The organism is Martinezella sp. CNPSo 3959, from assembly GCF_057784355.1.
Map to the genome: position 1 here is coordinate 148,773 of NZ_JBXSOV010000006.1, position 12,920 is coordinate 161,692.

Here is a 12,920-nt window from a genome sequence, read left to right on the forward strand (position 1 = left end):
GGAAAACCGCCATGAATACAGACTTTTCCTGGATGGCCTGGACACTGCCGACGGCGCTGTTTTTCGCGACGATATTGCTGCTTTTGATCGGCATGGCGGTCTGGGAATATTTTTCGCCCGGCGGCAATCCGCGCCTCGGCATTCTGCGCTTCGAAACGACGCGCGGCGACCGGCTGTTCATTTCGCTGCTCGGCGCCGCCTTCATCCATCTTGCTTGGCTGGGCCTGGGAGGCCCCAGCCTGTGGTGGGCTCTTGCTCTTTCCGTGGTCTACGCCGTCGGTGTCTTCCGTCTGGTCTGACGCGGAAATTCAACCCGTTACCGCCCCGTTGCCCATCCGGTCATACGGAGCAGTAAGGCAAATCGATACAGACGGCCGGAAATCCGGCTGGCTGACAATGCACTCGCAACCTGTAGGGAGGAATATATGCGACGGCATCTCTTGACGACAACGGCAGTTGCCTTGCTGGCCCTGGCCGGCACAGCCAACGCTGGCATGAACGAAGCCAAGACATTCCTGGACAAGGAGATCGGCGATCTCTCGACGCTCTCGCGCGCCGACCAGGAAAAGGAAATGCAATGGTTTATCGATGCGGCCAAGCCTTTCCAGGGCATGGAAATCAAAGTCGTGTCGGAAACGCTGACGACGCATCAGTATGAATCGCAGGTTCTCGCGCCGGCCTTCACTGCCATAACAGGCATCAAGGTCACCCACGACGTCATCCAGGAAGGCGACGTTGTCGAGAAGATCCAGACGCAGATGCAGACCGGCCAGAACCTCTATGACGGCTGGGTCAACGATTCCGACCTGATCGGCACGCATTGGCGCTACAAACAGGTGCGCAACCTGACCGACTGGATGGCTGGCGAGGGCAAGGACGTCACCAATCCGGGCATCGATATCGCCGATTTCATCGGCACCAGCTTTACGACTGCTCCGGACAAGAAGCTTTACCAGCTTCCCGACCAGCAGTTCGCCAACCTCTACTGGTTCCGTTACGACTGGTTCAACGACCCGAAGAACAAGGCCGATTTCAAGGCCAAGTATGGCTACGAGCTCGGCGTGCCGGTCAACTGGTCGGCCTATGAAGATATCGCCCAGTTCTTCACCGGTCGCGATGTCAACGGCAAGAAGGTCTTCGGCCATATGGACTATGGCAAGAAGGACCCGTCGCTCGGCTGGCGCTTCACCGATGCCTGGCTTTCCATGGCCGGCAACGGCGACAAGGGCCTCCCGAACGGCCTGCCGGTCGATGAATGGGGCATCAAGGTCGATGCCAATTCGCGTCCTGTCGGCTCCTGCGTCGCCCGCGGCGGCGATACCAACGGACCGGCCGCCGTCTATTCGATCCAGAAATATCTCGATTGGTTGAAGGCTTATGCTCCGGCGGAAGCACAGGGCATGACCTTCTCGGAATCCGGCCCGGTTCCGTCGCAAGGCAATATCGCCCAGCAGATCTTCTGGTACACGGCCTTCACCGCCGACATGGTCAAGCCCGGCCTGCCGGTCATGAATTCGGATGGCACGCCGAAGTGGCGCATGGCACCGTCTCCGCATGGCGTCTATTGGAAGGACGGCATGAAGCTCGGCTACCAGGATGTCGGTTCCTGGACGCTGATGAAATCGACTCCTGTCGATCGCGCCAAGGCCGCATGGCTCTATGCGCAGTTCGTCACCTCGAAGACGGTGGACGTGAAGAAGAGCCATGTCGGCCTCACCTTCATCCGCGAATCCACCATCCGCGACAAGAGCTTCACCAAGCGTGCACCGGAACTCGGCGGCCTTATCGAGTTCTATCGCTCACCGGCGCGTGTCCAATGGTCGCCGACCGGCACCAACGTTCCTGACTATCCGAAGCTCGCACAGCTCTGGTGGCAGGCGATCGGCGATGCCGCATCGGGTGCCAAGGATGCTCAAGGAGCCATGGATGCTCTCTGCGCCGATCAGGAAAAGGTGATGCAGCGCATCGAACGCGCGGGCGTTCAGGGCGACATCGGCCCGAAGCTCGCCGAAGAACACGATCTTGCCTATTGGAACGCCGATGCCGTGAAGAACGGTCATCTCGCTCCGCAGCTGAAGGTCGCCAGCGAAAAGGAAAAGCCGGTCACCGTCAACTACGACGAGCTGGTCAAGAGCTGGGCCGACGCGAAGAAATAAGTCGGGTACATAACGCGAAATGGGTGCCGGGGCTCGAAAGAGCTCCGGCATTTTTTCGTGGGGATGAAAGTTTCGCAAAAATAATGATGCGATGACTGTCACAGGCTTGACACATTTCCCGCGAGCACGAACTATCCTTATCCGGATCATGATGTCGACGCACATCAGAACCCATTGATATATTTCATGGATTTCTGCATAAGGAGAACAGCGTGAGAAACGGATATTTTGGGCACAGGACGCTCATCACCGCCATTGGCCTTGCTGCCGCCCTGCCGGCTCTCAGTGCCGATCTGCCGGCACCATCGCCAGACGACAATCTCAATGCCGTTCTTTGGGACCAGACATCGGTCGAGGCGCAGGCCAACGCGCTCGGCGCCTATACGCTCGGCCGTATCAGGCTCGATGAAGCCCTGGCCGACAAGGATTGGACCGCAGCTCCGGTCGAGCAAACAGGTAATTTCCAGGACTTTCCGCCCGCCATCATCCTCGATGTCGACGACACCATTCTTAACACCTCGCCCTATCAGGCGCGTAACATCACGGCAGGCACCAGCTTCAAGCCGGACACCTGGACGCAATATGTGAATGCCCAGCAGGACAAGCCGATCGCAGGCGCGGTGGAATTTACCCAATACGCGGCTTCGAAGGGCGTGAAGGTCTTCTACGTCACCAACCGCACCGCCGATGAGGAAGGTCCGACCGTCGAGGAAATGAAGCGCTTCGGTTTTCCGATGGGCGACAATGTCGACACGTTCCTGAGCGCCAAGGAGCAGCCGGACTGGGGTTCGGCCAAAGGCACGCGCCGCGCCTTCATCGCCAAGAACTATCGCATTCTCCTGATGTTTGGCGACAATTTCGGCGACTTCACGGACGACTACAAGGGGACCGTCGAGGAGCGCCAGAAAGTCTTCGAAGCCAACAAGGCGCATTTCGGCCACGACTGGATCGCCATCGCCAACCCGACCTATGGCTCATTCGAAAGCGCACCCTACAAGGGCGATTACAAGCTGCCGCCGGAAGAACAGCGCCGGATGAAGCAGGATGCACTGAAGGCCTGGGATGGGAAGTGACAGCAGAATTCTAGGAGGGGCAACACCCCCTCTGTCACTTCGTGACATCTCCCCCACAAGGGGGGAGATCGGTAACTCGTGGGCACGCTTTATCTCAAAGAAACATCGAATCTGCTGAAATTGCCGTTTATTGTTTTACGAGTGACGCGCGGCAAGCTCCCAACGATCTCCCCCCCATGTGGGGGAGATGTCCCGAAAGGGAGAGAGGGGGGTAGCAGCGGGTGCGGCATATAACAAAGCCCCTATAAACTCCAATCAGCTCTTCCGCTTCAACTTTGTCGCACCTTCTTCCACCAGCCTCTTCGCCGCCTCAGCCACCGTGATCTTGCCGAAGGCGAGTTGATCGGCGACAGGGCGGGCGACGTTCACGTCGAATTCCTGGGAGCCGAGCGGCGCCGGCACGGGATAGGTGCCGACCTGATCCTTCAATAGCTCGATATAGTGCACCGTCTGCTGTTCCACCGGATTGAGCGTTGGCAGGATGGCGGCCCGAACGGCAGGCGACATCGGCACGCCGCGCTCGACACCGAGGATCTTGCCGGCATCGATATCATTGACGAAGAAATTGATGAATTTCGCCGCCGCTTCGCCGTTCTTGCTGGTGGCGCCGACACTCCAGATCAGCGCCGGACGATAGTAATGGCCGGACGGGCCATCCTTCTTTTCGCGCGGCAGCATCGTAACGGCGAGCTTGCTCTTGACAACAAGCTGGTAGCCGACGAGCTGGTTGGAATAGGCCATGCCGATCGCCGATTTTCCAAGCGCCAGACAGTTGCTTTCGATGACGTTCTGGTCGAGCGTCTGCACATCGGCGGAGACCGTGCCGCCGCGTTTGCGCAGCTCTTCCCAGTAGTTGTACCATTCCTTAGCGTCGTCGACACTGAAGCCGAGACCGCCGTCTTCCGTAAAGAGGCTCTTGCCGCGCTGACGCAGCCAGACGTCGAGGACATAATTGTAGCGCGCGCCATACGGCCCGCCCCAATAGCCGCGCTTGCCGGCAGCCTTTGTCATTTCCACCGCGAGATCGGCATATTCGGCCCATGTCGTCGTCGGACCGGGCGGCGTCAGGCCGGTCTTCTTGAACATGTCCTCGTCATAGAACATCGCGAAAGAATTCAGCCCGAGGCCGACGCCATAAAGCTTGTTGTCGACCGTGGTCAACTTCAACACGTCCTTGCCGAAGCTGTCGATATTCAGCGTCGAGGGCACAAACTGGTCGAGCGGCATGCATGCGCCGCGTTTCGAATAATCCGAGATCGTGCTCGGCTCGAGCTGGAAAACGTCCGCGATGTTCTGGCTGGCCATTCCCGTGGCGAGCTTGGCCCAGTAGCCGTCGCCGCTGATGCTCTCGCCGATGACGGACAAATCAGGATTCTTACTGTGAAACAGTTCGGCAACCGCGACGGTACGCTTGCCGCGATCGGGCGAGCCCCACCACATCGCCCGGAGCTGCGTGGCATCGGCAAAGGCGGGCATTGCGCCTCCCCCGAAGGCAATGCCGGCCGCGGTCCCCGTGGCTCCGATCATGAAAGAACGACGATTCATGCGCATGAGATTCCTCCTTCTCTTGCGTTGCCATCCGCGGCGATCTCCCCGACGCCTTCAGCGGACAAGTCAGCGTGACGATATGCAACTTCATTGCACTGTGCAATAAAAAATCTTTCTGTTGCAAATTTGCATAATTTTGCATAGCGTTTGCGATATGAACGATATTCGCTCCAAACGCATCAGGCAGGCTGACATCGCCGCTGCCGCCGGTGTCTCCGTCTCGACGGTGTCGCGGGTCCTCACCAATGAACCCGGCATCAGCGACACGATCCGTCAGCACATTTTCAAGGTGGCGAGCGATCTCGGTTATCCACTGAAGACCGCAGCCGAGACGGCGGCCGGCGGCTTGGCATTGATCGCCAGCGACAGCGTCACAGGCGGGTTGAGCGTCTTCTATGAAGGCATTTTGGAGGGTCTTCGTGCAGGCGCTGCCGAGCGCGGCATGCGCTTCGATATCCGCCTCATCCGCGAGGCAAGGACCGAGCCGGAACTGGTGAAGGAATATCTGCAGACCGCGGGTGCCGAGGGCCTCTTTCTCGTCGGCATCGACCCATCGGAAGAGCTCTGCCGGTGGCTCGAAGCCAGCGGCACGCCGACCGTGCTCGTCAACGGCACCGATCCGAAGCTGCGCTTTGACGGCGTTTCACCCTCGAATTTCTTCGGCGCTTATAACGCAACCCGACGTCTGCTCGATGCCGGCCACCGCCGCATCCTGCACCTGACCGGCTCGCATCGCCAGACGATCCGCGAGCGCATCCGCGGCTTCGAGGCAGCGATCGCTTCGGTGGAAGGCGCTGAAGGCCGCATCGTACCAATGAATTTCAGGGGCAGCTCCAGCCACGAAGCCCAGGACAAGACCGCCGAGATCCTTGCGGCAGACAAAGGCTATACCGCCGCCTTCTGCATGAACGATTTCATCGCCGTCGGCGTGCTCGACGCCGTCATTGAAGCCGGCCTGCGGGTGCCGGAGGATTTCGCCATCGTCGGTTTCGACGATCTTCCCTGCGCCCTGATGACCAATCCTCGGCTGGCAACCATGCGCGTCGACCGCCCAGCGCTCGGACGCGAGGCCATCGCCCTGATGATCGCGCGCTTCCGCGACCGCGATGCGCCGGCCCGCCACATCTGTCACGGCGTCCAGCCGATCGCCGGCGGCACGCTGCCACCCGAAACCTGAAATTCAATCCACTGCGGAAACGATCGAGAAAGCCGAACCGATGATCTATGACCCCGCCAGCTCCAATCCGCTTGCCGGCAACCCGTTGAAAACCCTCCCGGACATGCGCCGCGCGCTGAACGATCTGTTCGATCCGCTGCTGCCTTATTTTTCCGAGGGTAACGCGCGCGTCCGGATCGATGCCGCCGGCGCTCATTTCGACCGCGCAGCCGCCGATCTCGAAGGTTTCGCCCGCCCGCTCTGGGGCTTGGCGCCGCTCGGCGCTGGTGGTGGTGATTTCCGCCATTGGGACCGCTATGCCGAAGGCCTCGCCAATGGCGTCGACCCGCAACATCCGGAATATTGGGGCACGATTAATGGCCGCGACCAGCGCATGGTCGAGCTGGCTGCCCTCGGCTTCGCGCTAGCTCTCGTGCCGGAAAAGATCTGGGAGCCGCTCGATCAACGCGCCCGCGGCAATCTGATTGCCTATCTCAAGCACGCCCGCACCTTCGATTATGCCGACAACAACTGGAAGTTCTTCCGCATCTTCGTCGATATTGCGCTCGATCGGCTCGGCGCGACCTTCGACCGCAGCCTGACGGAAACCTACCTCAACGAGCTGGACGGCTTCTATATCGCTGACGGCTGGTATCGCGACGGCAATGTCCGCCGCATCGATCACTACATTCCCTTCGCCATGCATTTCTATGGGCTGATCTATTCCAAGCTGGTGGATGATGATCGCGCCGAGCGCTACCGCGAGCGTGCAGCGCTCTTCGCCAGGGATTTCCGCCATTGGTTCGCGCCCGATGGCGCCACGATCCCGTTCGGCCGCAGCCTGACCTATCGCTTCGCCTGCGCCGGCTTCTGGTCGGCGCTCGCCTTTGCCGATGTCGAGGCGCTGCCATGGGGCGAGATCAAGGGCCTGTGCCTCCGGCACCTGCGCTGGTGGGCCGACAAGCCGATCGCCCATCGCGATGGCACCCTGCCGATCGGCTTTGCCTATCCCAACCTGCTGATGTCGGAGAACTATAATTCCGCCGGCTCACCCTATTGGGCTTTCAAGGCCTTCCTGCCCTTGGCGCTGCCTGAAACGCATCCATTCTGGACAGCCGAAGAAAAGGCTCCGGAAAATGAGCCGGCTATCATCCCGCAAAAGCATCCCGGCATGGTTTTGCTGCGCAGCAAGGATGATGTCGTGGCACTTTCCTCCGGCCAGGAAAACCAGCAGATGCGCTTCGGCGCCGAGAAATATTCGAAATTCGCCTATTCCGCACGCTACGGCTTCAGCGTCGAAAGCGACGAGCGCGTCTTTACCGGCGGCGCCTTCGACAGCATGCTCGCCTTCAGCGACGACGGCCTGCACTACCGCGTCCGTGAAACCAATGAAGAGGCGAAACTTGCCGGCGATACGCTCTATGCCAAATGGTCTCCCTATCCGGATGTGACGGTGGAGACCTGGCTGGTGCCGGCCGCGCCCTGGCACATCCGCCTGCACAAGATCATCACGCCGCGACCGCTGCAGACGGCCGAAGGCGGCTTTGCCATCGCACGGCGGGATTTCGAGGCCGACACGCTCTCCTCCACGACCGGTGCCGCCTATGCCATCGGCGAAGAGGATTTTAGCGGCATTCTCGACCTCGGCTCGACGATCGCACGCGAAGGTATCGCGCAGAAGGCGCCGCCGAATACCAATCTTATCGTCTCGAAGACCTTGGTGCCGCAGTTGCGCGGCCCGATTCCGATGGGCGAGACCGTTCTCGTCTCCGCCGTGCTTGCGGCGAAAGATCCATCAGCCATTGATCACGCCTGGAGCAAGCCGCCGGCCAAACCCGATATCGATGCGCTGCGCGCACTCATCAAGAACAAGGGCATCACGGTCAGCGCCATCGAGGCACCGGGTCGCCTGCCATGACGCCATCCCTCTCCAACCGCCCGGCCATCGCCTTTGCCATGCTGCCGTCGCGCACGCAGCATGTCCTTCCGAACGCACTTATTCAGCGCCTTAGAACAATCGGCCGCGTGCTCGATGCCGCACCGATGCAAAGTTTCGACGACGAGCGTGCGGCCAAACTGCTCGCGGAAACCGAAATCCTGATCACCGGCTGGGGTTCGCCGGCGATCGATGCCGCCGCGCTGGCGCAGGCGCCGCATCTGAAGCTGGTGGTGCACGCTGCCGGCACAGTGAAAGGCCTGCTCGGCGACAGCCTCTTCGATCGCGGCATCCTCGTCAGCCATGCCGCCCAGGCCAATGCCCTGCCGGTCGCCGAATTCACGCTGGCCGCCATCATCTTTGCCGGCAAGAAAGTCTTTCAGTTTCGTGATCTCTATGTCGCCGATCGCAACCGCAATCGGACGATACCGATGCACGCCGAGGCCATCGGCAATTATGGACGCACCATCGGCATCATCGGCGCCTCGCGGATCGGCCGGCGGGTGATCGAGCTGCTTGCTCCCTTCAATTACCGCATCCTGCTCTATGACCCGATGGTCGATGCGGCCGAAGCGACACGTCTCGGCGTCGAAAAGGCCGAACTGGACGCGCTTATGGCATCGGCCGACATCGTCTCGCTGCATGCGCCCTCGCTGCCCTCCACACGCCATATGATCGACGCCCGCCGCCTGTCGCTGATGAAGGATGGAGCGACGTTCATCAATACGGCACGCGGCGCGCTGGTCGACGAAGCCGCCCTGATCGCTGTGCTGAAGACCGGCCGGATCGACGCAATTATCGATGTCACCGATCCGGAAATTCCGGAGGCCGCATCGGCCTTCTACGACCTTCCGAACGTCTTCCTGACGCCGCATATTGCCGGTGCCGTCGGGCTGGAGCGGACCCGCCTTGGTGAGATGGCGGTGGATGAAGCCACCCGCTTTATCGAGGGCAAGCCGCTGCTCTATGAAATCCGCCGCGAGGATATGGCGCTGATGGCGTGACGCGGCGCAGCAAAACCATGAAAACACCCTGAAATCGCCCCATTTCGGCACAGGCAAACAACCCGTTTTTAATCATTCCGCGCTAGCAATCTCATAAGCGTGGGTCCGCCAAAAGCTCCGTTTCGAACTTTTGGAAAGGATCATGCGCCGGCAGGTTGTTGCTGCGTATCTCGTGCCACTGAAAGACGCACGGCGCAGCAATGAAGAGGTTCTAGTAATGCGTACCCGCGTCCTTTCCATTCTGGCCGTAATGCTGCTTGGCGTGCTGGCAGGCTGTGCCACCGCACCGTCGCGCACGCGCAACATCTGCGCGATCTTCGACCAGCGCGATGGCTGGTTCAACAACTGGCAGCGAGCTGCCGAACGCACGGAACGCAAATATGGCGTGCCGGTGCCGATCCTAATGGCGACGATCTATACCGAATCCGGCTTCCGGCCCCGCGCCCGTCCGCCGCGGCGCTATTTGCTCGGCTTCATTCCCTGGAAGCGCCCGACGACGGCTTACGGCTATTCACAGGCGCTTGACGGCACGTGGGACAAGTACAAGCGCGAGACAGGCAACTGGACGGCAAGCCGCACCAATTTCGCCGACGCCATCGACTTCGTTGGCTGGTATCATTACCAGACCCATCTGCAGACGGGCGTGGCCCTGAATAATTCCTACGATCTCTATCTCGCTTATTACTCAGGCCCGAAGGGCTACCTACAGGGATCGTGGCGCGGCAATTCGACCGCTCTCGCCGGCGCCAAGCGCTTCAACGGTATGACACGGATCTACGCTCAGCAACTGCCGAGCTGCAGCTGATCTCAAAACGAGAAGCTCAACGCCGCGGCCTTAAGGCCGCGGCTCCAGCAAATTCAACCCGCCATCCTCGCCCCAGATGTCGGCCACGGATACCTGCTGACCTGTACGGCTGCTCTGCAGCGCGGCAATGCCACAGAGGACCGACATCGCTCCTGCCCGCGAGCCGGCGCGCTGCTTGAGCTCGTCGTTCGGACCGGAGCGCAGGAGCATGTTACGCAGCCGGTCGTCGCCGCCATAGTGCCCGCCTGAGGAGTGCGGCACCCATATCCGCTCGACATCGCCGAAATTCTTCATGACGACGATCTCGTCCGCCGGCGGTGTCGTCCAGTTCTGCTTCTCATACTGCCGGAGCTCGATACGCCCCTTGTGACCGTTGAAGGCGATATGATGGCCTTCGATCGGCATATAGGTATTAAGGGAATAGGAGACATTGACGCCGTTGCGATAGCGGATGGAAGCAACCATCGTATCCGGAATATCGATATCCTCGCGAAAGACGCAGGCATCACGGACATAGCCATCGACGGTCGACGGATCCTCATAGAGGCTTTCGAGCAGCGGCGTCTCGCTGATGTCGAGATAATAGTCGCACTCGTCCTTGTACCGACAGCTTCGACAGCGCTCGCCGCGGAACGGACCCTTGCGGCCGTAATGCTTGAGATCGGCAAAGGCGGCGACCGTTTCCGGATCGGAATCCAGATACCAGTTCAAAAGGTCGAAATGATGCGTCGCCTTATGAACGAAGAGGCTACCGGAATTTTCGACGTAAGCATGCCAGCGGCGGAAGTAATCGGCACCATGGCTGGTGTCGAGATACCAATGGAAGTCGACAGAGGTGACATCGCCGATGACGCCCGAATTGATCAGCTCCTTGATCTTCGCAGCGGTCGGCGCAAAGCGATAGTTGAAGGAGATATCCAGCCGTTTGCCGGTGCGCGCCTCGGCATTGAGGATGCGCTTGATCTTATCGACGGTCGTCGTCATCGGCTTCTCGCTGATAACATCGGCGCCGGCCTCCATCGCCTTGACGATCAGATCGTCATGGGTGGAATCGCGGGTGCAGACGATGACGAGATCCGGCTTTTCCGTCCGCAGCAATTCGTCGAAGTCGGTATAGATAGGCACCGATGCGCTGATATAGTCGAGCGCCCGCTTCGCCCGCATGGCATTGAGATCGCAGACCGCGACGAGTTCGACCTCGTTGCTCCAGCGCTCCACAAGATCCTTGCCCCACATGGTCGCGCCACGATTTCCCGTGCCGACCAGAACGTAACGTTTCCTCGATGACTGCATCTGCTCCTCCACAATCTGCAAACAGCGATGATAGGCCCTGAGGCCTGAATTTACCTGGGTGAGGGGACAGGCACGAGGACCGGACAGCGACATGAAACCCTCGTGACCATGGCCAAAATCCTACGTCGGCGACCTCTCCATTGCCGTCCAGTCTGGCGCGACCGACGAACCGAGACCGATCGCACGGATAACCGAGCCGATCGCAAGCTGCCCCGCTTCGATCCGCAATCGTGTGCGGCCATTGCTGACGCGGTAGAGATCGGAATGCGCCCCGGCGAAATCAGCCTGCTCCGCCTCCGGCGCGCCGGCCATGCCGTCGACGTAGTGATGACCGTTGCGTTCGATATGCGTCATGCCGATGAGGGAAGCGAGCGCCAGATCCTGCTGCACGGCAAGGCCGCCCTGCGTCGTCAGGTCCTCCGCCGACATGAAATAGGGAATACCGTCCTCGGCGCTCCATTTGGCGACGCGGGCACGGTTCAATAGCGAGCGATAGAAACCCTTGCAGGATTTCGAGGATATGCCGGTATAGCCGAGCCCCCTCGCCGTAACGAAGGCATCGATATCGGCATCGGATTCGTCGATTTCCACCGGCTTGAAGGCAGCCAGCGCCTTCACCGGCTTCTCGAAAGCGTGGGCGCGGGCGATCGGCTGCTCGACAAACAGGATCGAGGAGGCGAAGGGCGCGAGCCTCGGCTCCTCCTTCACCCGGGTGAGCAGATCGGCAACCGCTTCGGCAGATGAAAATTGTTCGTTGCCATCGAGAGTCACTGAATAGCGGGGCACCTTGGCATCGATAACGGCAGCGATGCGGCAGAGACGATCGATATCGGCCTCGGGCGCTCCCGAAACCTTGACCTTGAAGAAGGTCAGGCCATAGGCGTCGATCGCCTCTTCGAAAGTCTCCGGCAGACCGTCATTCAGACGCTCGCTTGCCGGAATATCGCCTGATACGATGGCATCGACCAGACCGACCGTATGGCGGGCGGCAAGGCGTGCGGCCGGTTCCAGGGTCGAAAGGAAACCTGAGAGATCGAAGCCCGATAGATCGCGCGCGGTGGAGGCATCGATACCGATGCGGTTCGCCTTGATTGCTCTCGCGACCGTCAGCCCTTCCAGCCGGCAGAGCGCGTCGAGAACAGCCCGGTTTGCAAGCGCCAGGCCGAAGGATGCGACAAGCCCGTTCAGTTTCTCAGCCGCTGCTTGCGCATGATGCGAGGCCTCGACCGCGGCATGCAGGCCAAAAGCTGTTCCCGCACCCGCGCCTCTCAGGGAATCGAGCGCCAGAGCCAGCGAACGTCGCAGCTGATTTTCATTGTCGGCGTTAGAAAGCTCGGGCGATTTGTCGAACCATTTCGGCACCATCAGCTCGGCCGCCATGCCCTCGGCTGACCGTCCCTGTGCATCTTCGATGCGCACGCGCAGAAAAATCTGCCGCGCCTCCCGCAGGGTCGCCGCCCCGAAACGGAAGGGAAGCCGCAGCTTGACCGGGCGCTCGAATGTCTCGGCCTCGACAAGCCTGATTTTCAATGGATCGGTCATGATGCTGGTCGGCTCCTGTTATGGGTCAGGCAAGTCTATTCGTGTACGCATTGCATGCATGGCCCCTCACCCCAGCCCTCTCCCCGCAAGCGGGGAGAGGGAGTCTTCCAGTCTATATCCAGCCCGAAATTGAGATAGCGAGTTGGTTTGCTCTGTCGCCCCCTCTCGCCGTTTCAACGGGAAGAGGGCTGGGGTGAGGGGCTATTCAGTTCATTGCAGAAGCAGTTTACCGCAAGCCAATCGCATCGCCCTGTGGCAGGGGATAATCGTGTCGGTACGACAGACTTCATGATTTTCCTCCATGCCCGATTCCCTCCAGAATCAGGAAAAGCAAACGCTTGGTCGGCCGAGCAATGTAACCATATGGTTACAAGATCGCGCGTTACCTCCGGCCTTGTCAATCGCCT

General features: G+C 60.3%; 10 protein-coding genes. 7 read left to right on the top strand and 3 right to left on the bottom strand.

The window, feature by feature from the left end:
* Nucleotides 1-11: 11 nt before the first annotated feature.
* The 3 genes from AC13RE_RS15800 to AC13RE_RS15810 all read left to right on the top strand — a co-directional run bounded on the left by AC13RE_RS15800 (nucleotide 12) and on the right by AC13RE_RS15810 (nucleotide 3,229).
* Nucleotides 12-299, top strand: coding sequence for a DUF2160 domain-containing protein (locus AC13RE_RS15800; RefSeq protein WP_112336221.1), 288 nt, complete (start codon nucleotides 12-14; stop codon nucleotides 297-299).
* Between the two features lie 126 nt (nucleotides 300-425).
* Complete coding sequence (locus tag AC13RE_RS15805) at nucleotides 426-2,156, top strand: ABC transporter substrate-binding protein (protein WP_132719934.1); 1,731 nt, start codon at nucleotides 426-428, stop codon at nucleotides 2,154-2,156.
* A 212-nt stretch (nucleotides 2,157-2,368) separates the two neighbouring features.
* A complete protein-coding gene (locus tag AC13RE_RS15810) occupies nucleotides 2,369-3,229 on the top strand; it encodes a 5'-nucleotidase, lipoprotein e(P4) family (protein WP_488563619.1) in 861 nt (286 codons plus the stop codon).
* 255 nt (nucleotides 3,230-3,484) lie between these two features.
* Here the strand turns inward: AC13RE_RS15810 and AC13RE_RS15815 are convergent, their stop codons facing one another.
* Nucleotides 3,485-4,780, bottom strand: a complete 1,296-nt coding sequence (locus tag AC13RE_RS15815; RefSeq protein ID WP_488563620.1) for an ABC transporter substrate-binding protein — start codon at nucleotides 4,778-4,780, stop codon at nucleotides 3,485-3,487.
* Between the two features lie 151 nt (nucleotides 4,781-4,931).
* On the opposite strand from AC13RE_RS15815, the gene AC13RE_RS15820 reads away from it, so the two are divergent.
* The 4 genes from AC13RE_RS15820 (at nucleotide 4,932) to AC13RE_RS15835 (ending at nucleotide 9,678) form a co-directional block, all read left to right on the top strand.
* Nucleotides 4,932-5,954 carry a LacI family DNA-binding transcriptional regulator gene (locus AC13RE_RS15820; protein WP_488563621.1) on the top strand — a complete coding sequence of 341 codons (1,023 nt, stop codon included), beginning with the start codon at nucleotides 4,932-4,934 and terminating at the stop codon, nucleotides 5,952-5,954.
* A gap of 40 nt (nucleotides 5,955-5,994) precedes the next feature.
* A complete protein-coding gene (locus AC13RE_RS15825; protein WP_488563622.1) occupies nucleotides 5,995-7,851 on the top strand; it encodes a DUF2264 domain-containing protein in 1,857 nt (618 codons plus the stop codon).
* Complete coding sequence (locus AC13RE_RS15830; protein WP_488563623.1) at nucleotides 7,848-8,873, top strand: hydroxyacid dehydrogenase; 1,026 nt, start codon at nucleotides 7,848-7,850, stop codon at nucleotides 8,871-8,873. The genes AC13RE_RS15825 and AC13RE_RS15830 overlap by 4 nt, the downstream gene beginning before the upstream one ends.
* A 217-nt stretch (nucleotides 8,874-9,090) precedes the next feature.
* Complete coding sequence (locus AC13RE_RS15835; protein WP_132720073.1) at nucleotides 9,091-9,678, top strand: transglycosylase SLT domain-containing protein; 588 nt, start codon at nucleotides 9,091-9,093, stop codon at nucleotides 9,676-9,678.
* A gap of 30 nt (nucleotides 9,679-9,708) precedes the next feature.
* Here AC13RE_RS15835 and AC13RE_RS15840 read toward each other — a convergent pair whose 3' ends face one another.
* Nucleotides 9,709-10,971, bottom strand: coding sequence for a Gfo/Idh/MocA family protein (locus AC13RE_RS15840; RefSeq protein ID WP_488563624.1), 1,263 nt, complete (start codon nucleotides 10,969-10,971; stop codon nucleotides 9,709-9,711).
* A gap of 120 nt (nucleotides 10,972-11,091) precedes the next feature.
* Entirely contained in the window at nucleotides 11,092-12,513 is a 1,422-nt protein-coding gene (locus AC13RE_RS15845; protein ID WP_488563625.1) for a mandelate racemase, read from the bottom strand.
* Nucleotides 12,514-12,920 lie beyond the last annotated feature (407 nt).